This is a genomic window from Actinomadura sp. J1-007 (assembly GCF_009793335.1).
GTDB lineage: Bacteria > Actinomycetota > Actinomycetes > Streptosporangiales > Streptosporangiaceae > Spirillospora > Spirillospora yumaensis.
Genome location: NZ_WING01000001.1, coordinates 513,835 through 537,526 on the forward strand (window position 1 = coordinate 513,835; position 23,692 = coordinate 537,526).

The window sequence follows — 23,692 nt, forward strand, 5'->3', positions numbered from 1 at the left end:
CCGATCCCCGCCCGATGCCAGCGTCGCGCCCTTCATGAAACTCGCCGGTATTAAGTGGCATTCTCCAAACGGCCATTACGGAAGGAACGCGCGAGCGGCGCCGTGCCTCCGAAAACCCGAAACCGATTCGGCGTTCGCCCAGCGTGAGCGAGCCGTTCCCGTTCGGCATCGGCGCAGGGGGTGCGCAGCGGATTGGCACGGTCCCATGGCCGCAGTGAGACACCAATCACGGGAAATCATTGCGATTGGCCCCAAACCTGGTGAATTCTTAGGGACTTCGATCGGTACCAGCACTGTCTCGCGAACAGCGGCGCGGGGTCAGGCCAGGGGGGCACCTATGACCTGGGACGTCCGCATGCGCAACAACATGTTCAGGCGCCTGCCCGTCGAGCAGGCCACCGGCCAGCTCTACGGCGGGCGGCACCGGCTGCGCGTGGTCTACCGGACCCGCGACCTGATCGTGCTCGGCCTCGGCGTGATGATCGGCTCGGGCATCTTCAAGATCGCCGGAGAGCAGGCGACGAGCACCGCCGGCCCGGCGGTGCTGCTGTCCTTCCTCGTCGCCGGCGGCGTCTGCTTCCTCGCCGCGCTGTCGTACGCCGAGCTGTCCTCGATCGTGCCGGTCGCGGGCAGCGCCTACTCCTTCAGCTACGTCGCGTTCGGCGAGCTGTGGGCGTGGGTGGTCGGCTGGGCCCTGGTCATGGAGCTGCTGCTCGCCGCGTCCGTCCTCGCGCGGGTCTGGTCGCTGTACGCGACGCAGACGCTGCACGACTTCGGCGTGCCGATCCCGTCCTGGCTCGGCGACCTGATCGGGCAGCAGAAGGGGCCCGACCTGCTCGCGCTCGGCATCCTCGTGCTGGTGATGGCGATGCTCGCCACCGGCACCCGGATGAGCCTGCGCACCCTCTGGTTCATGGTGATGGCCAAGGTCATCGTGATCGGGCTGGTCATCGCGACCGGGCTGAAGTTCTTCCACCCCGGCAACCTCACCCCGTTCGTGCCGCCGTCGCGGCCCGCGGCGGCCGGCGGCGGCGAGTCGGTGCTGGACGCCCTGCTCGGCGTGTTCGGCGACGGGTCGCCGCACGTGTTCGGGATCTGGGGCATCTTCGCCGCCGCGCCGACCATCGCGTTCGCCTACATCGGGTTCGACCTCATCGCGACCGCGTCGGAGGAGACCGACGACGCGCCCCGCAAGGTCCCGCGCGGGATGCTGACCGCCCTCGTCACCGCGGTCGCGCTGTACGCGGCGGTCGCGGTCGCGCTGGTCGGCATGGTCGGGATGGACGCGTTCAAGGACCTGGACCCCGACAAGCCGCTGCTCGCCGCCGCGTTCGCCTCGGTCGGGGCTGGCGTGATGGGCAAGATCATCGACGTGGGCGCGGTGCTCGCCCTGACCACCGTGATCCTCGTGCTGCTCATCAGCCTGACCCGGGTGCTGTTCTCGATGGCGCGCGACGGGCTGCTGCCGCGCCCCCTCGCCGGGATGAGCCGCTACAAGGTGCCGTCCCGCGCCACCCTCGTCGGCGGCGCGCTCGCGGTCGTGATGTCGCAGACGCTGGACGTGCTGACGCTGGAGCAGATGGTCGTGATCGGGACGCTGTTCGCGTTCCTGTTCGTCTCGGCCGCCGTGCTCGCGCTGCGCCGGGACCGCCCGGACCTGCACCGCCCGTTCCGGGTGCCGTTCGCGCCCGTCACCGCGATCCTGACGATCGTCGCGGTCGGCTGGCTGATGCTGAACCTCAAGGTCGAGACCTGGCGCAACTTCGTCATCTGGATGGCCGCGGGCGTGGCGCTGTACCTGGTGTACGGGCGGCGCAGGAGCCAGATGAAGCTGCTGCTCGACCAGCCGCCGCCCGAACGCCCGGTCGCCGCGCCGATGACCGCCCCGCCGCCCGGCGGCGCGCTGGACCAGTGGCCCGCGCGGACGCAGCCCCAGGCGAGCCCCGGCCGCCGCAGCCCACCGGCCCGTACCCGTACGGCGAGTTCGCGGGGCGGCAGGGCGGCCACGGCCTCCAGCCCCTGCCCGGCAGCGCGCACGGCGCGCCCCAGGGCGGGGGGAGCGGCGCGTACGGCCGGCCGCACGGCGGCGAAGGGCACGGCGGCGCCCCTCCCGCCGTCCCTCCCCCGGACCGGTACGCGCCCGAGCGCGCCCCGTACCCGTCGGGCCCCTCCGGGACGTACGGGACGTACGGGCGGGAGCCGGAGCCGTTCGCGCGGGGCCCGGAGCCGTACGGGCGCGACGCCGTTCCGTACCCGGCGGACCCGCCCGACCCGTACGCGCTCGACCCGTACGTGCCGGACCCGTACGCGCCCGACCCCGACGCCGGGCCGGGCGGCGGCGGGCCCGGCCACCCGGACGAGCCGCGCCCCGGCGGCGGGCGGCACCGCCGCTGAGCGGGGCGTACGCGCCGTCCGGACGGCGCGGTGTCGGTCATATTGCCGACTGCCCGCCCGCGATCACCACCCCTACCGTCGAACCATGAACGTCACGATGACAGGGACCACCGAGCACCTCACGACCAGCCGCGACGACCTGGTGTCGCCCGGCGACGCCGCCGACCTGGCGTTCTCGCCGGGCCTGTCCTGCTGCGGCCCGCCGTCCCACACCTACTGCGCCTCCGCGTCGCTGTGGGACGACCGCGCCGACGGCGCCGCCCCGGCCGATGGACGAGCCTGACCGCGTCCGGGGAGCGATTCTCGGCAACTCGGTCGTCTCGATCGACCGGACCTTCGAGTCGACCGGCTTCCGCACGTCGGCGAGCAGGTACCGGGGCCAGACGACCTCGGCCCAGGACCTCCTCGCCGACCTGTTCCTGCTGAACACGACCGTCGAACGGCACGACCACGAGGCCCCCGCGGGCGTCAAGGGCTACTTCACCGACTCCGGCCTCACCATGCTGTCCCTCGCGGGCCACGAGACCGCCGACGCGACCGAGCGCGTCCCGCTGCCCGAGCCCGCGCCGCTGGACGCGGCGCTCGGCGACTGCCTCCGGCGGCGCCGCAGCAGGCGCGACTTCCGCGCCGAGCCGATCCGCGCGGACCAGCTCGCCGCCGTCCTGTGGGCGGCGGCGGGCGTCACCGCCGAGCCGAGCGTCCCGCTCCAGGGCGAGGACGGGTCCGTCGGGATGCGGTGGCGCACCGCGCCGTCCCCCGGCGGCCTGTACGGCGTCGACCTGTACGTCGCCGCCGCCCGCGTGGAGGGGGTCGAGCCCGGGGTCTACCGCCTCGACCCGCTCGGCGGCGCGCTGTGGCGCGTCGCGGGCGACGCCGAGCTGCGCGCGGCCGTGGGCGCATGCGCGTTCGAGGAGGACGTCATCCCCGTGTCGCGCGCGGCCGCGGTGCTGTTCCTGGTCGGCCGCCCGCCGAAGCTGTACCGCAAGTACGGGAGCCGGGGCCTGCGCTACCTGTTCCTGGAGGCCGGGGAGATCACGCAGAACGTGCACCTGGCCGTCACCGCGCTCGGCCTCGGCGACGTCGAGACCGCCGGGTTCTACGACCGGGAGGTCGGCGCGGCGCTCGGCCTCGACGGCGTCGCCGCGACGCTCGTCCACACCATCGTCCTCGGCCCCGCCGGGGACCCGCCCGCGAAGGAGCACGGTGCCAGCGGCTGACCGGAGGACCGGCACTGACCGAACGGGGACCGCCGGGACCGGCGCGGGCGCGGGGGGCGGGGAGTGGGGCGCGGACGGGATCGGCGCCGCGGACCGCCCGCGGCTGCGGCCCCAGTTCACGATCGTCGCGCACGATCCCGGCATCGTGGAGCTGCGCGAGGGCGTCTGGAACGCCACGTCCATCACGCTCACCGACGAGGGCGGCGGCGACGCCCTGCTCGCCGTCGTCGAGGGCCTGGACGGCGCGGCGACGGTGACCGAGGTCGCCGCGTCCGCGCGGGTGTCGGTCGCCGACGTCCTCGCGGTCTGCGAGCGGCTGCGGTCGGCGGGCGCGCTGGAGCTCGGCCCGACGAGCGCGCTGGACCACTACGTCGGGCAGCTCATGCTGACGCCGTCCGCGTCGGCGAACGGCTCGCGCGACCGGGTCCGGCGCGCGGTCGTGCTCGGCGAGGGCGAGATCGCCGGGCAGGTCCACGACCACCTGCGCGCCTCGCTGGACGTGGACGCGCACCGCTTCGCCGACCCCCTGCTGTGGCGGCGGCTGTGCCACGACGACCTGACCCGCCGCGACGGCGACGGGCTCGACGCCGAGCGCCTGACCGACGAGTTCGCCCCGTTCGGCGGCGCGTTCCTCGTCGCCGCGCTCGACGCGGTCAACCCGATCCTGCTGCGCAACCTCAACCGGATCGCGGCCGGGCTCGGCACGCCCTGGGTGCACGCGGCGCCGGACGGGCCGTTCCTCATCGTCGGCCCGACGGTCGTGCCCGGCGGCTCGCCCTGCTACGAGTGCTTCGAGCGCCGCGTCGCCCTGAACATGAGGGAGAACGCCGGGTACGTCCGCTACAAGCGGGCGCTCGCCACCGGCAAGGCGCGGCTCGGCCGGACGCTGCTGCCCTCGCCCGTCCTGTCGATGGTCGCGTCGCTGGTGAGCCTGGAGGCCGTCAACCACGTCGTGACGGGCTCGACGTTCACGATCGGGAAGGCGCTCACCGTCTACCTGCCGACGATGGAGTTCTGCTACCACGACGTGCTGCGGCTGCCGAGCTGCCGGGTGTGCGTGCCGCGCCGCGAGCGGTTCCAGCGCCAGCTCCACTTCGACGTCCGCTCGTACCTGAACGACGTCGTCCTCCCGAAGGCCCGCCCGGACGCCTCGGCCTCGGCCCCCGCCAACGGCGCCCCCAACGGCTCCGGCCCTCCGCCGTCCGCGGACGCGGACGCGGATCCGGGGGCGGGGGCGGGGGCGGGGTGATGCGACCGTCGGTGATCGCGCACCGGGACGGGCTCGGACCGGCGGCGCACGACCTGCTCGCGCGCCTGGTCAGCCCGCTGACCGGGCTCCAGCGGACGCTGGCCGTCCCGCTGCGCGACGACGGGTACCCGCGGGTGGTGGTCGTGACCGGGCAGCTCACGTCGGTGCACCGGCTGCTCGGGCTGGACGAGCCGTTGCAGTACCACATCGGCGGGTACGGGCTGCACGTCGAGGAGGCGCTGATGCGCGTGCTCGGCGAGAGCGTCGAGCGCTACGCCCACATGATCTGCGGGACGGACCGGACGCGGGCCGTCGAGCGCGGCACGCTGGCGGAGATGCGGGCCCGGCACGGGCACGGCGGCGTCCTCGCGGTGGACGCGATGCGGTTCTTCACCGCCGAGCAGCTCGCCCGGCCCGGGTTCCCCGTCCAGCCGTGGCGGCCGGACGCCGACCTCGGCTGGGTGCGCGCGGAGAACGTGGCGACGGGCGGGCCGCTGTGGCTGCCCGCGCAGCTCGCGATCGTCGGCTACCTGCGGCCCCGCCCGGCCGAGGGCCGCGCCCCCGAGCCGTGGCTCGTCCCGGCGATCACGACGGGGACGGCCGCGCACACGGTGCCGGTGCGGGCGCTGCGGTCGGCGCTGTTCGAGCTCGTGCAGGGCCACGTCGCGACCGGGCACTGGTACTCCGACCATCCCGCGCCCGCGATCGTCCCCGACGACGCGCGCACGCCCGCGCTGCGCCGCCTCCTCGAACGCGACATGCCGCGCCACCGCTGCCGGATCAGGTTCCACCGCCTCGGCGGGGACGGCTTCGGGCTGCACGTCGTCGCGGGGGTGCTGGAGAGCCTCGCCGAGGGGGAGGTCCCGGCGGTCGCGCTCGGGCTCGGGGTCGACACCCGGCTGGAGACGGCGATGTACAAGGCGTACCTGGAGACGTCGGCGATGCCGTACCTGGCGATCCTCAACCTGGCGAAGGAGGGGCGGATCGACGACGCCCGCGCGCTCGCCCGGACGGGGATCGACAACCTCGACGACAACGTGTTCCTGTACGCGCTGCCGGAGAACCGGAAGGCGATCGACGAGCGCTTCCCGCCGGGCCTGCGGGTGGCCGCGTCCGACCTGCCGTCCGACCGGTCCCGCGACGCCGACCCGGGGCTGGAGCTGCGGGAGCTGACGCGCCGGATCCTCGCGCGGGGCGCGACGCTCGCGCTGCTCGACCTGACGAGCCCGGAGATCGCCGACCTGGGCTTCCAGGTGTACCGGTTCTACTCCCCGGAACTGCTGCCGTTCGGCCTGCCGTCGTACCCGCCGGCCGCGCACCCGGCGTTCGCCGAGTTCGGCGGCCTGACGCACGACCGCCCGCACCCGTACGCCTGAGCCCGGCCCCGGCCCGGCCCCGGCCCCGGCGCCGGCCTCGTGGCGAGGCGGGCGGGCGCTAGCGCTGGGTGCCGGAGGTCTCCGGCGGGGAATCGCCGCGCGAATCGGCCTGGAGAATGGCGACGGCCGCCGCCCGCGAATGCAGGCCGTATTTCCGGAAGACTCGTTCCAGATGGGTACGAACGGTACGCCGCGATATGCCGAGAGTTCGCGCGATCTGGTCGTCGGTCATTCCCTCGGCGACCCGGCGCAGAACCTCCGTTTCCCTGGGCGAGCACGAACTCCTGGCGGGTAGGTCGGACGCACTCGTCCGGTCTGGGAGCATCCGGCGAACTCCTCACCGCGGGCCCGCTGCTGGGGCTCAGGGGGAACGGGGACGGGAGTCAGCCTAAGGTGTGGAGGAGGTCAGGCGGTAGTGTCAATTGTCGCCGGAACAAACAAAAGCACCGCCGCCGATTGGCGGAACACGCCGTCTTGTGCGCTCGGTCAGGATCCGATCACTAATTCGTGACGGCCGACCGCCGCCCCCTCCTCCCCCGGCCCGCCAAGGCCCCGGCCCGCCGAACGAACCCGTGCGCGCGCAACGCCGAACGGCCGCCGGGTCCGTAGCGCCGGCGAGCCGCCGGGCACGGCGCACTGAACGGGCTCCCCAAGAAATCTCTGGACATGTCCCTACTTGGGGCGTACGTTCGTCTCAGAGCGAGTTCAACTCAGACTGAGATTTACTCACAGGGAGACTGACGAGCCATGACGAGCCCGGATCCGCGCCGCGACGAGAGCGACTTCCTGGCCGGGTACGACCCCCGGGACTACGACCCGGTCTCGGTCACGGTCGACGTGGTGGCGCTCACCATCCGCGACGGCGACCTGCACGTGCTGCTCGTGCGGAGGGGCTCCGCGCCGTACGCCGGGATGTGGGCGCTGCCCGGCGGGTTCGTGCGCGGCGTGCGCGACGCCGAGGACCTGCCGGACGCCGCCGTCCGGGAGCTGGCCGAGGAGACCGGGCTGAGCGCGAAGGACGGCGTCCTCGGCCGCGTCCACCTGGAGCAGCTCGGCACGTACGGCGCGCCCGGCCGGGACCCGCGGATGCGCGTGATCTCCGTCGCGTACCTGGCGTTCGCGCCGGAGCTGCCCGACCCCGAGGCGGGCGGCGACGCCGCCGACGCGGCCTGGGTCCCGCTCGCCGCGCTCGGCCTGACCGAGGCCGCGGAGCAGCGGCCGGGAACGACGCGGCGGCTCGCGTTCGACCACGCGCGGATCCTCGCCGACGGCCTCGAACGCGCCCGCGCCAAGCTGGAGTACTCCCCGCTCGCCACCGCCTTCTGCGGCGGCGAGTTCACGATCCCCGAGCTGCGCACCGTCTACGAGGCCGTCTGGGGCGAGGAGCTGCACGCCGGCAACTTCCACCGGAAGGTCCTGTCGGTTCCGGGGTTCGTGGAGAGCACCGGGACGACGTCCGACAAGGGCGGCCGGCGCGGCGGGCCGCGTCCCCGCCTCTACCGGGCGGGCGACGCCCGCCTGCTGCACCCGCGCTCCTGCGCCCGAGCAGGGAGGAGGAGATCCGATGACGGACCGCCCGCCCGCCTCCCGCGCGCCGTCCGCCGGGGACCTCGGTCTGGACGAGGCGCTCGCGCGGCTCGACCGCGTCCGCACCCCGGCCGACCTGTTCGGCTCCGACGGCGCCGACGCGGCGCGGCTCTACAAGCGGCTGGCCCGGCTCGTCCACCCCGACATGACCGGCGGCCGGACGGGCGACGCGTTCGCCCGGCTGAACGAGCTGTGGCGCGCCTACACCGAAGCGGCCTCGCCGGCGATCGGCACCGGCCGCGCCACGTACCGCCTCGGCGCGCGGGCGCACCGCGGCGACCTCGCCGACCTGTTCCACCTCACCCGCGACACCGGCGGCGGCCCGGCGCGGCTGCTGCTCAAGCTGCCGCGCGACCCCCGCGACAACGACCTGATGCGGCGCGAGGCGGCCGCGCTCAGGCGGCTGCGGGCCAAGGGCGACCCGCGGTACCGGCCGTACGTGCCGCACCTCGCCGACTCGTTCGGGCACGTCGACGCGGTGACGAGGGCCGAGCGGCAGGGCAACGTCCTGGTGGCGCTGGACGGGTTCCGCACGCTCGCCGAGGTGCGCGCCGCGTACCCCGGCGGCGTGGACCCGCGCGACGCGGCGTGGATGTGGCGGCGGCTGCTCGTCGCGCTCGGCCACGCGCACCGCGCCGGGGTCGTGCACGGCGCGGTGCTGCCCGAGCACGTGCTCGTCCACCCGGAGGAGCACGGCCTCGTGCTCGCCGACTGGTGCTACAGCGTCCCGGACGACGACCCGGCCGGGCACGTCCCGGCGATGGTCGACCGGCACGCGGACCTGTACGCGCCGGAGGTCCCCGCGCGGGAGCCCGCCTCCCCGGCGACCGACGTCCACATGGCCACGCGCTGCATGACCGCCCTGGTCGGCGACGGAGCGCCGGAGCCGATGCGCGCGTTCGCGCGGGGCTGCACGCTGCCCGCGCAGCGGCGGCGGCCGGGCGACGCGTGGCGGCTGCTCGCCGAGTTCGACGGGCTGCTCGAACGCCTCTACGGGCCCCGCAGATTCCGCCCGTTCACCATGCCCCCGCCTGACCCGAGGAGAAGCACCATGGGAAGCGGACACTGGTCCACCGACGTCTACTCCGCCGCCGCGGGCTACCGCGCGGCCACCGGCGCGAGCGCCTTCGCCTACAGCGACGGCGGCGCCACCGCCGTCCACCCCGACCTCGACCCGCGCGGCGTGACCGTCCGGGAGAGCCGCGACTCGGCCGACCACCCCGAGTCGCTGGCCATCGCCGTGCTGTTCGACGTGACGGGCTCGATGGGCACCGTCCCGCGCACGCTCCAGGCCAAGCTGCCGGGCCTGCTCGGGCTGCTGCTGCGCAAGGGGTACGTCGCGCACCCGCACATCATGTTCGGCGCGGTCGGCGACGCGACGTGCGACCGGGCGCCGTTGCAGGTCGGGCAGTTCGAGGCCGACAACCGGATGGACGACGACCTCGGCAGGATCCTGCTGGAGGGCGGCGGCGGGGGCAGATGACCGAGTCGTACGAGCTGGCCATGTACTTCATGGCGCGGCACACGTCCATCGACTGCTTCGAGCGGCGGGGCCGCCGCGGCTACCTGTTCATGATCGGCGACGAGCTGGCGTACCCGAGGGTCAAGCGGTCGGAGGTGGCCGGGGTCGTCGGCGCCGAGCTGGACGAGGACGTCCCGATCGCCGCGATCGTCCGCGAGCTGCGGCGGATGTACGACGTGTACTTCATCATCCCCGAGGGCGCGTCCCACTCCGGCGACCGCCGCCTGAAGGACTTCTGGAACCGCCTCCTCGGCCAGAACGTCCTGTACCTGGACGATCTCGACGCCGTCTGCGAGACCATCGCGCTCACGGTCGGCCTCGCCGAGGAGGCCATCGACCTGGACGAGGGCCTCGGCCACCTGGCCGAGACGGGCTCGGACGCGGGCGCGACGGTCGGCCGCGCGCTCGCCCGCCTGGACCGGCGCCCCGCCGCCAAGGCCGTCTCCCCGGCGCCCACCGACCTGTCGGCCCCGACCGACACCCGCCGCCTCTGACGCGTACCCCGCCGTACTCCGGCGCCGCGACCCCACGAACGAAGGACCGGGCACATGCGCGCACACCCCTCCCCGGCACGCCGCCGCGGCGCGGCGCCCGTCCCCGGCCTGGACCGGCACGTGATCGTCGTGGATCTCGGCTTCGGGGACGCGGGGAAGGGCACCGTGGTCGACCGGCTCTGCTCGCGGGGGCCCGAGCCGGCCGGCCGCAGCGCCGTGGTGCGGTTCAACGGCGGCGCGCAGGCGGCGCACAACGTGGTCGCGCCGGACGGGCGGCACCACACGTTCGCGCAGTTCGGCTCGGGGACGTTCACCCGGGGCGTGCGGACGCACCTGTCCAGGTTCATGATGATCGACCCGCTGGCGCTGGCGTCCGAGGCGGCGCACCTGCGCTCCCTCGGCGTCGCGGACGCGCTGGACCGGCTCACCGCCGACCGCGACGCGCTGCTCACCACGCCGTACCACCGGGCCGCGAACCGCGCGCGGGAGGCGGCGCGGGAGCGGACCGGCACGGGTCCTGCGGGCTCGGGATCGGGGAGACCGCCGCGTACGCGCTCGCCGATCCCGGGGGCGCGCCGCGCGCGGGCGACTGCGCGTCCCGCCCGCGCCTGCGGCGGCGGCTCGCGGCGGTGCGCGACTGGTACCGCGACACGTTCCCCGGCGGCGGGGAGGTGCCGCCGGTGGACGACTGCGCGGACGCGTTCGCCGCGTTCGCCGAACGGGTCCGGATCGTGGACGCGACGTACCTGCGGTGGCTGCTGCGCACGCGCGCGGTGGTGTTCGAGGGGGCGCAGGGCGTCCTGCTGGACGAGTGGCACGGCTTCTACCCGTACACGACCTGGTCGACCACGACGTCCGCCAACGCCGAGACGCTGCTCGCGGAGGCGAGCGCGGCGGGCGGCGGATCGGCGGGCGGCGGGGCGACGCGGCTCGGGGTGCTGCGCGCGTACGCGACGCGGCATGGGCCGGGGCCGTTCGTCACCGAGGACGCGACGCTGACCGCGGAGCTGCCCGACCGGCACAACGTCGCCGGGCGCTGGCAGGGCGCGTTCCGCGTCGGCCACCTCGACGCGGTCGCCCTCCGCTACGCGCTGGAGGCGACGGGCGGCGTGGACGCGCTGGCCGTCACCCACCTGGACGTGGCGCGCGCCCGCCCCGACCTGCGCGTATGCCGGGCGTACACCATCGGCGGCGAGCGCGTCGAGCGGCTGCCCGTCGGCCCGCCGGGCGATCTGGAACGGCAGGCCGCCCTGACCCGCCGCGTCCAGACCGCCCGCCCCGTCTACTCGCCGCTGGCCGATCCCGTGGAGACGGTCGAACGCGAGCTGGGCGGCGTCCCCGTCGTCCTGCGGTCGTACGGCCCGACCCGGGACGACCAGGACGTCCGCGCGCCGCGCGAGCCGGGGCCCGCCCCGCGCCGAGCACTCCCCCGGCCCGCTGACCGGCCGACCGGTTGACCGGCCGACCGGCCGACCGCTAGAGCGTCGGGCGTCCTCCCAGGTCGATGCCGAGGAGTTCGAGCCGTTCGACGGCGACCTGGCGGGACGGGCTGCGGGGGCCGTCCGCCCATTCCCGCCAGGCGGGCCAGCGGTCGCGGTCGTACCCGTCGCCGTCGGCGGTGTCCGCGACCAGGTACCGGACGGCTGCCATGGCCTCGGCGTCGGCGATACCGGGCCACGGCAGGTAGCCGATCCTCCAGGCGAGGCGGGTGCCGCCGCCCTCGGACGCGTGGAACAGCCGCGGATGGAACGCGATGACGTCACCCGGCTCGGTCTCCAGCGCGGCGTACGGCACCGGCCGGCCGCGGAACCCCTGCCGGGACGGGTCGCGGTCCATGAACGCGGCGACGCGCCGGCCGTAGCCGGGCTCGTGCGACCCGGGCAGCACGCGCAGCGCGCCGGTGCGTTCGGCGCGGGGCTCTAGGTGGACGAGGTAGTTCACCCCGCCGACCTCGGGCCCGTGGTCGGTGTGCCAGGGCGCGTCGGGGGCGAGCCTCGCCGCCAGGCCGGGGGTCGGCACCATCGGCGTGCCCCACAGGTCGGCGGCGCCCTGGAACAGGCGCGGGTCGTCGGCGATCAGCGACTGCGCGAACGGCGCGCGGTCCACTGAGAGGGGCAGCTCGTCGCCGTCCCCGTCGCCGTCGCCGAACGCGGCGCGCAGCTCGCGGCGCGCCTCCTCGCGCAGCCCGGCGACCTCGTCGCCGGAGAGCAGGCCGCGCAGTACCACGAAACCGAAGGTCCCGAAGTGCGTGATCTCGTCATGGCCGAACACGGTGTGGTCCTCTCTGTCGTCGTCTCGTCCGCGAAGGGGGCGGGACGGCGCGGAGGGCCACGAGCACGCGCCCGTCAGCGTCAAGTGAACCCGTCGTCCATCCCCGCACCCTAACCCGGACGGCACGGGACCCGGGAGGGCGCGCGGGGGCGGGTCAGTCCGCGGCGAGGTGGCGTTCGACGCTGGCGACCTTGGCGTCGAGGGCGCCGGTGACGCCGGGCCGGAGGTCGGCCTTGACGACGAGGCTGACGCGGGGGGCGTGCGCGGCGACCGCGTCGGCGGCGGCCTTGACGACGGCCATCACCTCGTCCCACTCCCCCTCGACCGTGGTGAACATGGCGTCGGTGCGGTTGGGCAGGCCGCTGGCCCGCACCACGCGGACGGCCTCCGCGACGAGCGCGCCGACGTCCTCTCCCGTGCCGAGCGGGGTCACCGAGAACGCGACCAGCATGGGCACACCTCCCTTTCCCTCCGGGCCGCAGCCGTCAGGGCTGGACCACCTGCCTCACCACGATCTCATCGAGGCGCCGTTCGACGATCGCCCCCTCCGGCCAGTCGCGGACGAGGCACCGCAGGAGGGCGGCCTCGTGTTCGGCGTGGGCGGGGTCGCAGCCCTGCTGCTGGAGGCTGGACCGGATCGCCTCGACGTAGTCGGCGCCGGTGAAGCCCGGGATGTCGCGGACCATCGCGGTGGTGGTCGCGCGGTGCGAGTTGAGGCCGGCGAACGCCCGGCCGCAGCCGCAGCCGCCGTCGGGGTCGTCGCCGTCGCGGGCGCAGACGACGCCGATGTGGACGAGCTCGCCCTCGACGCACCAGTCGAAGTCGTTGTCTCGGTATCCCTGGCTGAGATTGGTGGCGGTGAGCAGCTTCAAGGCGCGACCCCCTCCTGCGCGTCCGTGGACCCGCCCACGGTACGCCGCGGGTCGGACATCTCACGGCGGAACATAGAGGGCGTAAGCCAGGTCGGCCACCATCGCGGGCAGTTCGGCGACCCGTCCGGCGCCGACCCGGTCGTACACCACGGCGTACAGGCCGCCGATCGTGAGCTCGGCGGTCAGCGCGGGCGTGCGGTAGCCGGGGGCCAGCCGCCGGACCTCGACCTCGGCGAGCCCGGCGAAGGTGCGCAGCACCTCGTCGCGGCGGGCGGTGGCGCGGGGCCCGGCCGTCAGCACCTCGACGATGCACATCCGGGCGGCGGCGGGGTCCTCGGCGAGGCCCTCCAGGAACGCGCGCAGCCCGGCCCGGAACCGGTCGGGGATGCCGCTCTCCCGCTCGTACGCCTCGGCGGTGCGTTCCAGCAGGCCGCGCATGACCTCGTCGTACGCGGCGAGGAACGCCTCCTCCTTGTTGCGGAAGTGCTCGTAGAACGTGCGGCGGGACACCTGGGCGCGGGAGATGACCGTCTCCACGCTCATCCGCGTGAACCCGACCTCCCCGGCCGCGGCGACGACGGCGGCGAGGATGCGGCCCCGCTGGTTGCCGCGGACGTAGTCGCGCGAGAGGCCGTGCCGCCCGCCCTTCAGCTTCCCCGGCGGATCACCGGCCACGGCCCGTCTCCACCGGGCCGTGCCCCGCCTGCGGAGCGCGCGCGGTCCCCTCGGCGCCCCTCGTCCTGCGTGCCATACCGCCACCCTAGGGATCGGCCCGTGCGCGCGGAATGTCCGTGACGTAGCGTCGCGGGCATGAGCGATGTCCTCGTCGAGCGCGACGGCGCCTTCACCACGATCACCATGAACCGGCCGCGGCGGCGCAACGCGCTGTCGCGCGACTTCCTGCTCGCGCTGACCGGCGCGTTCCGCGAGGCGGGCGAGAGCGACGCGCTGGGGATCGTCCTGGCGGCGGAGGGCCCGGTGTTCTCCGCCGGGCACGACTTCGCCGACATGGCCGGGGCGTCCCACGCGGACGTGCGGAGCCTGCTCCTCACCTGCACCGAGCTGATGCGGACGATCCAGTCCGTCCCGCAGGTCGTGGTCGCCCGGGTGCACGCGCTCGCGACGGCGGCGGGCTGCCAGCTCGTCGCGAGCTGCGACCTGGCGGTGGCCGCCGACAGCGCGGGGTTCGCGGCGCCGGGCGGGAAGGGCGGCTGGTTCTGCCACACCCCGATGGTCGCGGTCGCCCGCAACGTCGGCCGCAAGCGCGCCGCGGAGATGGCCCTGACCGGCGACGTGGTGGACGCCCGGACCGCCGCCGAGTGGGGCCTGATCAACTACGCGGTCCCGGCCGCCGAGCTGGGCAAGGCCACCCTGGACCTGCTGGAGCGCGCCACCCGGGGCAGCGCCCGCAGCAAGGCCCTCGGCAAGCAGGCGCTCTACGCCCAGCTCGACCGCCCGGAGGCCGACGCGTACCAGTACGCGGTGGAGGTCATGGCCGCCGCCAGCCAGACCCCCGAGGCGCAGGAGGGCATGCGCGCGTTCCTTGAGAAGCGCCGCCCGGACTTCCCCGCGTGACCATGCGGAACGACCGGGGGCGGAGTGGGGCGGGCGGGGCTCGAACCCGCGACCCGGAGATTATGAGTCCCCTGCTCTGACCAGCTGAGCTACCGCCCCCGGGCAGCCCCTCTGAAATGGTGGAACGGGGAGGGGCGCACCGTCGGGTCATCCTACCGGCGGGGCTTCGAGGTGGGCCACCGTGAACGGAATCTCCTCCTTTGAAGGGAGTGGGAGCGGGCGGCGTCATACCCGGTACCGAGTGACGTGTGTGGTGACCGGTCGGTAGGGTCCGCCTATGTCGAGACTCCGCGGTCCCCTCGTTCTGGCCGGAAACGTGATGTTGGCGCTGGTGGTGGCCACTGCCTGCGGTGGTGGCGGAGGCGACGACGACGGCGGCGAGCCGGCGAAATTCGACGGCAAGAAGGTGCTGGCGGACGCGTCGGCGGCGATGGGGCGGCTGAAGAGCGTCGGGGTGACGCTCTCCACGCAGAACAAGCCGCCGATCATGGTGCAGGGCGGCGACATCAAGCTGCTCAAGAGCGGGGACGCCGAGGGCACGCTGACCATCGAGCAGTCCGGCCAGGCGGTGGAGATGAAGCTCGTCGCGGCGGGCGACAGCGTCTACCTCAACGCCGGGACGGGCGGGTGGCGCAAGACGCCGCGGGCCGCCGCGGCGATGCTGTACGACCCGTCGGCGGTGCTCGATCCGAGCCGCGGGATCCCGAAGCTGCTCACCTCGGCGGTGTCGCCCACGGCGGAGGCCGAGGAGAAGGTGGACGGCAAGGACGCCTACCGGGTGCGGGCGACGCTCGGCCAGGACGACCTGGCGCGCATCGTCCCGGGGATCAACTCCGACGTGGACGGCCAGGTGTGGGTGAGCAAGGCCGACCAGCGGGTGCTGAAGGTGAAGGGGAACGTCCCGAAGGGCGGCAAGGGCTCGGTCGTCATCACCTTCGACGAGTTCGACGCCCCGTACAAGATCAGCGCGCCGAAGTGAGGTCCGCGCGGCGGGTGGCGATCGGCGTCGGCGGGACGGTGGTCCTGCTGGCGGCGCTGGACGCCTACGTGATCACCACGATCCTGGTGTCGGTGGTGAAGGACCTGGGGGTCCCGGTCAACCGGCTGGAGCGGATCACGCCGGCGCTGACGGGGTTCCTGCTGGGGTACGTGGCGGCGATGCCGCTGCTCGGGCAGCTCTCGGACCGGTTCGGGCGGCGGCCCCTGCTGCTGGCGTGCCTGTTCTTCTTCGCCGCGGGCTCGGTGGTGACGGCCGTCGCGCACGGTGAGCACGGCGTCGCGTGGCTGACGGCGGGCCGCGTGGTGCAGGGCGTCGCGGGCGGCGCGCTGCTGCCGGTGACGATGGCGCTGGCGGGAGACCTGTGGGAGGAGCGGCAGCGTCCCGTGGTGCTCGGGACGGTGGGCGCGGCGCAGGAGCTCGGAAGCGTCCTCGGCCCCCTGTACGGCGCGGGGATCGCCGCGGCGCTGGACTGGCGGTGGATCTTCTGGATCAACGTGCCGCTGGCGCTCGGCGCCATGGTCGCGGTGTGGTTCGCGGTGCCGGGCGGGCGGCGGGAGGGGCCGCGGCCGGGCGTGGACGTGGTGGGCGGCGTCCTGCTGGCGCTCGGCCTCGGGCTGCTGGTCGGCGGGTTCTACAACCCCGAGCCGGAGGAGTCGGCGCTGCCGCCGTGGGGCCTGCCCGTGGTGGCGGCCGGCGTGGTGGCGCTGGCGGTCTTCGTGCTGTGGGAGGTCAGGGCGAGGACGCGGCTGCTCGACCTCGGCGGGGTGCGGCGCGGGCCGCTGCTGGCGACGCTCGGCGTGAGCCTGCTGTCGGGCGCCGCGCTGATGGTGACGCTGGTCGACGTGGTGCTGGTGGCGCAGACCGTGCTCGGCGAGGACTCGTTCGGCGGGGCGCTGATCCTGACGCGGTTCCTGGTGGCGCTGCCGGTCGCGGCGGTGGCGGGCGGCCTCGCGGCCCGCCGGGTCGGCGAGCGGTGGCCGATGGCGGCGGGGATGGCGGTGTCGGCGGCCGGCTACCTGCTGATCGCGGGCTGGCCGTCCGACCTGGCGGACGCCTCGTACGGGCCGCTGCCGCGGATGGACGTCGACCTCGTCGTGGCGGGGCTCGGGCTCGGGCTGGTGATCGCGCCGGTGTCGTCGGCGGTGCTGCGGTTCGTCCCGGCGGCGCAGCACGGCGTGGCGTCGGCGGCCGTGGTGGTGGCGCGGATGATGGGGATGCTGCTCGGCATCTCGGCGCTGTCGGCGTGGGGGTTCTACCGGTTCCACGCGCTGACGGCCGATCTGAAGCCGCCGCTGCCGTTCCTGATGTCCAAGGAGGAGTTCGGGCGGCAGCTCGCCGTCTACAAGGACGCGGTGCGGGAGGCGCTGCGCACCGAGTACCAGGAGATCTTCTGGATCACGGCCGGGCTGTGCGCGCTCGGCGCGGTGCTGGCGCTCGCCGCGGGGGCCCGGGAGGATGGGTCCGAAACGTCACCCTCGTCCCACGAACGGCTCTTGACACACTGATCACGGCGCGGCGAAGCTGGCACGATCGACAACTGACCGAGCGGCTAGTTGGGAGTCGTCCGGAGGCCGTGGGAGGTCGCAGATGGACCCGGTGTTCGAGTTGCGCCCCGGCACCACCGTGCGCGCGCGAGTGGCCGCGCGGGGCTGAAGCTGACGGTGGGCCCGATGCTGTCGTACTGGCCGCTGTCCCGGATCGGCCTGCGTCCGGCGGTCGCGATCGACCTGGCGGCGCCGCTGGCGCTCCCGGCGCCGCGGTGGGCGCGGGTGGAGCGGGTGCGGTTCGAGGGCTTCCGCGCCGAGTGGGTCCGGGCGCCGCGTTCGGACGCCGGCCGCGCGGTGCTGTACTTCCACGGCGGCGGCTTCTTCTCCTGCGGGCTGCGGACGCACCGGCGGCTGGCCGCGCGGATCTCCGCGGCGTCCGGCGCGCCCGTGCTGTCGGTCGCCTACCGGCAGCTCCCGGGGGCGCCGCTCGCGGTGTCGGTGGCCGACTGCGCGCACGCCTACCGCTGGCTTCTGGACGAGGGGTACGACCCCGGGCGCGTGGTGGTGGCGGGCGACTCGGCGGGCGGGTTCCTGGCGTTCGCCGCGACGCTGCGGGCGATGCGGGACGGCGCGCCCGCCCCGGCGGGCATCGCCGCGCTGTCGCCGTGGACCGACCTGGACCACACCGCGAAGGCGGCGCACGGCAACGCGCGGCTCGACGCCTACATCCCCGTGCGGCGGCTGGAGCGGCTGGCGTTCCTGCTGGCCGAGGGCGAGGTGCCGCTCGACCCGGTGCTGTCGCCGGTGAACGGCGAGCTCGGCGGGCTGCCGCCCGTCCTGATCCAGGTGGGCTCGACCGAGTGCCTCCTGCCGGACGCCGAGCTGATGGCGTCCCGGCTGGCCGCCGCGGGCGTCCCGTGCCGGCTCCAGGTGTGGGAGGGCCAGGTGCACGTGTTCCAGGTCTTCGCCGACCTGATCCCCGAGGGGCTCGCGGCGCTGCACGAGGTCGGCGCGTTCGTCCGGGAGCGCACGGAGCCGGGCGCCGTCCCGTCCCGCCGTCCGCGCCGCCGCCGCGCCAGGTCCGTGGCCGCCTGACCGGCGGGCCGCCTACCCCGGCACCGCGACCACCCGCCCGGCCCCGCGCGCCGCTGAACGCCGCTCGGTCAACGGAGCGTCACGTATCGGCTGGCCCACGGCCTATTGTCACGCCGTCCGATTGGGAGGGGCGTCGGCGGGAAGTCCTTCGACTCTCCCGCCGATGCGACGACAGGACGGTACGGCCATGGAGCGGATGAGCGGTCTGGACGCGGGTTTCTTCTTCGCCGAGTCGGAGAACACGCCGCTGCACATCGCGTCGGTGACGGTCTTCGAGGGGCCGGCGCCGACGTACGGGGAGGTGGTGCGGGCGGTGCTGGCGAAGCTGCCCGGCGTGCCCCGCTACCGGCAGCGGGTGCGGACGGTGCCGCTGCACGCGGGCCGCCCGGTCTGGGTGGACGACCCGCACTTCCAGATCCTCTACCACGTGCGGCACACGGCGGTGCCGCGCCCCGGCGGCCCTGAGGAGCTGCGCAACCTGGCCGGGCGGGTGCTGTCGCAGCGCCTCGACCCGGCCAAGCCGCTGTGGGAGATCTGGCTGGTCGAGGGGCTGGACGGCGGCCGCTGGGCGCTCATCACGAAGGTGCACCACTGCGTGGTGGACGGGGTCGGCGGCGTGGACCTGATGACGGCGCTGTTCGACCTGAGCCCCGACGCCGGGCGCCCGGAGGCCCCGGAGCTCCCGGGCGCCGCGCCGGAGCCGTCGCGGGCGGAGCTGCTGGCGGACACGGTGCGCGACGGCGTCGCCGGGACGCTGCGCCGGGCGAGGGGCCTGCCGGGCGCGGCGCGGCGGGCGTCCGGCCTGCACGCCCTGCGGCGGGCGGGGCTGGACGTGCCGCGGACGCTCGGGCGGCTGGCGCGCCGTTCGACGGACTCGCTGAACGGCCCGCTCGGCCCGCACCGGCGCTGGCGGTGGACGCACGCGGACCTCGACGAGATCAGGACCGTCCGCAAGGCGCTCGGCGGCACGGTCAACGACGTCATCCTCGCCGCCGTGGCGCACGGGTTCCGCGCGGTGCTGGAGGGGCGCGGGGAGCTGGCGGACGGCGAGGTCGTGCGCACGCTCGTCCCGGTGTCGGTGCGGGGCGAGCGGGAGCGCGGCGACCTCGCCAACCGGGTGTCGGGCGTGCTGGTGAACCTGCCGGTCGGCGAGCCGGACGCGCGGCGGCGCCTGTTCGAGGTCCGGCGGCAGATGGACGGCGTGAAGCGGACCCACCAGGCGGCGGGCGGCGAGGCCCTGGCCAAGCTGGCGGGCTTCGCGCCGACGCTGATGGCGCTCGGGTCGCGGTACGCGCTCAGCCAGTCGCAGCCGCTGGTGCAGACGGTCGTGACGAACGTGCCGGGCCCGCCGTTCCCGCTGTACGTGCTGGGTCGCAGGCTGGTCGGGCTCTACCCGTTCGTCCCGCTGGCGCTCGGCGTGCGGGCCGGGGTGGCCGTGTTCTCGTACGAGGGGCGGCTGACGTTCGGGCTGACGGGCGACTTCGACGGGATGCCCGACCTGGACGTGCTGGCGGACGGCATCAGCGCGGGGTTCGCGGAGCTGCTCAAGCAGGCCGAGGAGGCTCCCGCGCCCGCCGCCGGCTGAACCCGGGGCAAGCCCCGCGGCCGTCCGGCGGCGTGGCCGGATGTGGACGCGCGGCGCGGCGCCTGGCACGTGCTTCACACCGGCCGCGTTCTTCACGTGCCTGACACGGCCCCCCATTACCGTGATGGCCGCCCGCAGGCTCAGAGCGGTCGAGACCCCCCGCACCACGACGCGAAGGAGACGCTGAGGCCGTGCATCGGATGAGCGGACTGGACGCCAGCTTCTACCTCCTGGAGGACGAGAACACGCCCCTGCACGTGGCGTCGGTGATCGTGTTCGAAGGGCCGGCCCCCTCGTACGGGGACCTGATCCGGACGATCGTCGCCAAGCTCCCCCTCGTCCCGCGCTACCGGCAGCGCGTCCGCCCGGTGCCGCTGCACCTCGGCCGGCCGGTCTGGGCGGACGACCCGCACTTCCAGGTCCTCTACCACGTGCGGCACACGGCGCTCCCGGCGCCGGGCACGGACGAGCAGCTCCGCAACCTCGCCGGGCGGGTGCTCGCGCAGCGCCTCGACCCCGGCAAGCCGCTGTGGGAGATCTGGCTGGTCGAGGGGCTGGAGGACGGCCGCTGGGCGCTGATCGCCAAGGTGCACCACTGCATGGTGGACGGCGTGGCCGGGATGGACCTGGCGACCGTGATGTTCGACCTCGAACCCGGGTACGAGCCGCCCGGCGAGCCCGCGGCGTGGGAGCCGGAGCCCGAGCCGTCCGCGCTGGGCCTGCTGCTCGACTCGGCGCGGCGCGGCGTCTCCCAGCCCGTCCGGCAGGCCCGGGACGTGGCGCGCGGCGCGGGCGTCGTGCGGGAGGCGCGGCAGCTCCGCGAGTTCGCGCTCGGCCTGAGCCGCACGACGGCGCGGTTCGCCAGCCCGTCGGCGGGTTCGCTGAACGGGCCGATCGGGCCGCACCGGCGGTGGTGCTGGCAGCAGGTCCCGCTCGCCGACGCGAAGGCGGTCCGCAAGGCGCTCGGCGGCACGGTCAACGACGTCGTCCTCACCGCGGTCGCGGCGGCGTACCGGGACCTGCTGAACGCGCGCGGCACGCTCTCCGCCGACACGGTGGTGCGGTCGGCGGTGCCGGTGTCGGTCCGCACGACCGGCGAGCGCGGCGAGCTGAACAACCGCGTCGCCGCCGTCTTCGTCAACCTCCCGGTCGGGGTCGCCGACCCGCTCGAACGGCTGCGCCGGATCCGCGAGCAGACCGACGACGTCAAGCGCAGCAACCAGGCGGCGGGCACCCGGACGCTGACGCGGCTGACGGACGCGGCCGTCGCGCCCGCGCTGCTGTCCCTCGGCGCGCGGCTCCCGGTGCGGCTGCGGCAGGACATCGTCCAGACGGTCACCACGAACGTGCCGGGACCCGACTTCCCGCTGTACGTGATGGGCCGCCGGGTGCTGGAGATGCACCCGTACGTGCCGCTGACCGGCGGGATCCGGGTGGCGACGGCGATCGTGTCGTACTGCGGCACACTGCACTTCGGCATCACGGGCGACTTCGACGCGATGCCCGACCTGGACGTCCTCGCCAAGGGGGTCCAGGGCGGGTTCGACGAGCTGGTCAAGGCGGCCGGCCGCTGAACGGCACCCGGTGCCGGCGCGGCCCCGCACCCGGGCGTGGCGCGCCGGCGCCGGATCGGCCGCCCGCACAGGGCCCGCGGGTGCGTTCCATGAAGGAATCCGCTCCCGCACTAGTGCCGATCAACGCGGACAGGAATATCCTGGGAAAAGATGGCTAATGGCCTCTTACCGGGAGTGCGCTCGCCGGGGAGGTGACGACGTTGCGCAGGTTCGGCATCGGCCGGGACGGCCCGCCGCGCAGGACGCTGCGACGGCGGCTGGGGCTTGAGCGCAGCGGCCTGCGCCGCCGCGTCGACCGGGTCCAGCGCGGGATCGCGCTGGCCCTGCTGTCCGTCCTGCTCGCCGCGGCCCCGCCGCTCGCCGCGTGGGCGGCGGGCTGGTCGTACGACGCCGGCTCGCGGGCCGAGCGGGTGGAGCGCGCGAGCCGCCACCAGGTGGTCGCGACCGTGGTGAGCACCGGCGGGATCGGCTCGACCGGCGACCGCTACATCCACGAGACCGTCCAGGCGCGGTGGACGGCGCCGAACGGCAAGCCCCGCACCGGCTCGCTGCCCGCGTGGAGGAAGGTCCGGGCGGGCGCGCAGCGCGACATCTGGGTGGACGCCGACGGCGATCCGACCGTCCGCCCCCGCCCGCACAGCCGGACGCTGACCGACGCCGCGTACGCCGGGGCCGCCGCCGTGCTCGCGGTCGGGCTCCCGCTGCTGCTGGCGTACGCGCTGGCCAGGCGGCGCTGCGACCGGTACCGCGACGCGCTGTGGGACGCCGCGTGGGCCCGGATGGACGCCGACGCGGGACACAACCGCCCCTCCTGACCCGCGGCCCGCGGCTCCCGGCGCGCGGCTCCCGGCGCGCGGCTCCCGGCGCGCGACTCCCGCCCGCGCCTTCCGCTCGCGGCTCCTTGGCGGCGACCGGGCGTCAGTGTTTACTTATCGGCATGGGCGAGCCGAGGATCGTGATCGTCGGGGCGGGCATGTCCGGGCTGTGCATGGGCGTGCTCCTCAAGCGGGCGGGATTGCGCGACTTCACCGTGTACGAGAAGGGCGGCTCGGCCGGCGGCACCTGGCGCGACAACACCTATCCCGGCCTGACCTGCGACGTTCCCTCGCGCTTCTACCAGTTCACGTTCGCGCCCAATCCCGGCTGGACGCGGCTGTACTCGCCGGGCGCGGAGATCCGCGCGTACCTGGACCGGGTCGCCGACGCCCACGGCCTCCGCGAGCACATCGTGTTCGGCGCCGAGGTCACCGGCGCGGAGCACCGGGCGGGCCGCTGGCACGTCGCGGTCGCGGGGCCGGGCGGCGCGGCGACCGCCGACGAGGCCGACTTCCTCGTCACCGCCACCGGCGTGCTGCACCATCCGCGCCTGCCCGAGATCCCGGGGCTCGACTCGTTCGCCGGACCGTGCTTCCACTCGGCCCGCTGGGACCACAGCGCCGACCCGCGCGGCCGCCGCGTCGCGGTCGTCGGGACGGGCTCGACCGGCGTGCAGATCACCACCGCCCTCGCCGGGACGGCCGGGCGCCTGCTGCTCTTCCAGCGCACCGCGCAGTGGATCCTGCCGACGCCGAACCGGCGCTACGGCCGCCTCACCCGCGCAGCGCACCGGGCCCTGCCGCGGCTCGACCGGCTCGGGTACCGCTGGTACGAGTTCCTCATCAGCGCGGTGCTGTCGCGCGCCCTCGTCCGGGACGGCTGGCAGCGCCGCCTCATCGGCCGCCTCGTCCGCCGCAACCTCGCCAAGGTGCGCGACCCGGACCTGCGCCGCCGCCTCACCCCGCCGGACGAGCCGATGTGCAAGCGCCTCATCGCGTCCGACGGCTTCTACGACGCGGTGCAGCGCGACGACGTGGACGTCGTCACCAGCCCGATCGACCACGTCGAGCCCCGCGGGATCGTCACCGCCGACGGCACGCTGCACGAGGCGGACGTGCTCGTCCTCGCGACCGGGTTCGACGCGCACGCCTACGTCCGCCCGATGACGGTGACCGGCCCGGACGGCCGCACGCTGGAGGACGCCTGGGCGGACGGCCCGCGCGCGTACCGGACGGTCGCGCTGCCCGGGTTCCCCAACTTCTTCATGCTGATGGGCCCGCACAGCCCGATCGGCAACTACTCCCTCATCGCGATCGCGGAGGCGCAGGCGGCGTACATCCTCGGCTGGATCCGCCGCCACCGCGCGGGGCTCGTCAAGACCGCCGCGCCGACCGCCGAGGCGACCGACCGGTTCAACGACGCGCTGCGGCGCGCGCTCCCCCGCACCATCTGGACGTCCGGTTGCGCGAGCTGGTACCTCGGCCGGGACGGGCTGCCCGAACTGTGGCCCTGGACGCCGCGCGCCCACGCCCGGATGCTGAGGGAGCCCGCCCTCCGCGACTTCGAGACGACCTGACC

17 protein-coding genes, 1 tRNA gene and 3 pseudogenes are annotated in these 23,692 nt (G+C 75.0%); 15 read left to right on the top strand and 6 right to left on the bottom strand.

Annotation, left to right across the window (positions count from 1 at the left end):
• The first annotated feature begins 337 nt into the window (after positions 1-337).
• From GEV43_RS02325 to GEV43_RS02340, 4 genes are read left to right on the top strand one after another with little or no spacing between them, the layout of a single operon-like run.
• Positions 338-2,677 (top strand): APC family permease, encoded by a 2,340-nt coding sequence (locus GEV43_RS02325; RefSeq protein WP_241682744.1) that lies wholly within the window; start codon positions 338-340, stop codon positions 2,675-2,677.
• On the top strand, positions 2,664-3,611 hold the full coding sequence (locus GEV43_RS02330; RefSeq protein ID WP_160819282.1) for a SagB family peptide dehydrogenase: 948 nt from the start codon (positions 2,664-2,666) through the stop codon (positions 3,609-3,611). The genes GEV43_RS02325 and GEV43_RS02330 overlap by 14 nt, the downstream gene beginning before the upstream one ends.
• Positions 3,598-4,860 carry a TOMM precursor leader peptide-binding protein gene (locus GEV43_RS02335; RefSeq protein WP_160819283.1) on the top strand — a complete coding sequence of 421 codons (1,263 nt, stop codon included), beginning with the start codon at positions 3,598-3,600 and terminating at the stop codon, positions 4,858-4,860. The genes GEV43_RS02330 and GEV43_RS02335 overlap by 14 nt, the downstream gene beginning before the upstream one ends.
• The gene (locus tag GEV43_RS02340) at positions 4,860-6,236 is read left to right on the top strand and encodes a YcaO-like family protein (RefSeq protein WP_160819284.1); all 1,377 of its coding nucleotides are present in this window, start codon (positions 4,860-4,862) and stop codon (positions 6,234-6,236) included. The genes GEV43_RS02335 and GEV43_RS02340 overlap by 1 nt, the downstream gene beginning before the upstream one ends.
• Positions 6,237-6,294: 58 nt before the next feature.
• On the opposite strand, the gene GEV43_RS02345 is transcribed toward GEV43_RS02340, so the two are convergent.
• Complete coding sequence (locus GEV43_RS02345) at positions 6,295-6,561, bottom strand: response regulator transcription factor (RefSeq protein ID WP_160819285.1); 267 nt, start codon at positions 6,559-6,561, stop codon at positions 6,295-6,297.
• Positions 6,562-6,983: 422 nt separating this feature from the next.
• Between GEV43_RS02345 and GEV43_RS47800 the strand changes: the two are divergent.
• From GEV43_RS47800 to GEV43_RS02360, 3 pseudogenes are all read left to right on the top strand, one after another.
• Positions 6,984-7,804 (top strand): annotated as a pseudogene (locus tag GEV43_RS47800) (NUDIX domain-containing protein).
• Between the two features lie 1,070 nt (positions 7,805-8,874).
• Positions 8,875-9,839: pseudogene (locus GEV43_RS02355) on the top strand (hypothetical protein).
• Between the two features lie 54 nt (positions 9,840-9,893).
• Positions 9,894-11,296, top strand: a pseudogene (locus GEV43_RS02360) (adenylosuccinate synthetase).
• A 19-nt stretch (positions 11,297-11,315) separates the two neighbouring features.
• On the opposite strand, the gene GEV43_RS02365 reads toward GEV43_RS02360, so the two are convergent.
• The 4 genes from GEV43_RS02365 to GEV43_RS02380 form a co-directional block, all read right to left on the bottom strand.
• On the bottom strand, positions 11,316-12,110 hold the full coding sequence (locus GEV43_RS02365) for a phytanoyl-CoA dioxygenase family protein (protein WP_206681041.1): 795 nt from the start codon (positions 12,108-12,110) through the stop codon (positions 11,316-11,318).
• Between the two features lie 154 nt (positions 12,111-12,264).
• Positions 12,265-12,561: an MTH1187 family thiamine-binding protein gene (locus GEV43_RS02370; RefSeq protein ID WP_160819286.1), complete on the bottom strand. Its 297-nt coding sequence runs from the start codon at positions 12,559-12,561 to the stop codon at positions 12,265-12,267.
• 34 nt (positions 12,562-12,595) lie between these two features.
• Positions 12,596-12,982 (bottom strand): hypothetical protein, encoded by a 387-nt coding sequence (locus tag GEV43_RS02375; RefSeq protein WP_160819287.1) that lies wholly within the window; start codon positions 12,980-12,982, stop codon positions 12,596-12,598.
• A gap of 60 nt (positions 12,983-13,042) precedes the next feature.
• Entirely contained in the window at positions 13,043-13,657 is a 615-nt protein-coding gene (locus tag GEV43_RS02380; protein ID WP_160819288.1) for a TetR/AcrR family transcriptional regulator, read from the bottom strand.
• Between the two features lie 135 nt (positions 13,658-13,792).
• Between GEV43_RS02380 and GEV43_RS02385 the strand changes: the two genes are divergently transcribed.
• Positions 13,793-14,557, top strand: coding sequence for an enoyl-CoA hydratase-related protein (locus GEV43_RS02385; protein WP_160819289.1), 765 nt, complete (start codon positions 13,793-13,795; stop codon positions 14,555-14,557).
• Positions 14,558-14,582: 25 nt separating this feature from the next.
• Here GEV43_RS02385 and GEV43_RS02390 read toward each other — a convergent pair.
• Positions 14,583-14,656 (bottom strand) — tRNA-Ile (locus GEV43_RS02390).
• A gap of 232 nt (positions 14,657-14,888) precedes the next feature.
• On the opposite strand from GEV43_RS02390, the gene GEV43_RS02395 reads away from it, so the two are divergent.
• From GEV43_RS02395 to GEV43_RS02425, 7 genes are all read left to right on the top strand, one after another.
• The gene (locus GEV43_RS02395; RefSeq protein WP_309239412.1) at positions 14,889-15,536 is read left to right on the top strand and encodes an LppX_LprAFG lipoprotein; all 648 of its coding nucleotides are present in this window, start codon (positions 14,889-14,891) and stop codon (positions 15,534-15,536) included.
• A 14-nt stretch (positions 15,537-15,550) separates the two neighbouring features.
• The gene (locus GEV43_RS02400; RefSeq protein WP_309239413.1) at positions 15,551-17,062 is read left to right on the top strand and encodes an MFS transporter; all 1,512 of its coding nucleotides are present in this window, start codon (positions 15,551-15,553) and stop codon (positions 17,060-17,062) included.
• Positions 17,063-17,227: 165 nt separating this feature from the next.
• A complete protein-coding gene (locus tag GEV43_RS02405; RefSeq protein ID WP_241682747.1) occupies positions 17,228-18,139 on the top strand; it encodes an alpha/beta hydrolase in 912 nt (303 codons plus the stop codon).
• Positions 18,140-18,302: 163 nt separating this feature from the next.
• Positions 18,303-19,724 (top strand): wax ester/triacylglycerol synthase family O-acyltransferase, encoded by a 1,422-nt coding sequence (locus tag GEV43_RS02410; RefSeq protein WP_241682748.1) that lies wholly within the window; start codon positions 18,303-18,305, stop codon positions 19,722-19,724.
• Positions 19,725-19,924: 200 nt separating this feature from the next.
• Positions 19,925-21,298 (top strand): wax ester/triacylglycerol synthase family O-acyltransferase, encoded by a 1,374-nt coding sequence (locus tag GEV43_RS02415; RefSeq protein WP_160819292.1) that lies wholly within the window; start codon positions 19,925-19,927, stop codon positions 21,296-21,298.
• A gap of 191 nt (positions 21,299-21,489) precedes the next feature.
• Complete coding sequence (locus GEV43_RS02420; protein WP_206681042.1) at positions 21,490-22,113, top strand: hypothetical protein; 624 nt, start codon at positions 21,490-21,492, stop codon at positions 22,111-22,113.
• 122 nt (positions 22,114-22,235) lie between these two features.
• Positions 22,236-23,690 (top strand): NAD(P)/FAD-dependent oxidoreductase, encoded by a 1,455-nt coding sequence (locus GEV43_RS02425; RefSeq protein WP_175249965.1) that lies wholly within the window; start codon positions 22,236-22,238, stop codon positions 23,688-23,690.
• Positions 23,691-23,692: the final 2 nt, after the last annotated feature.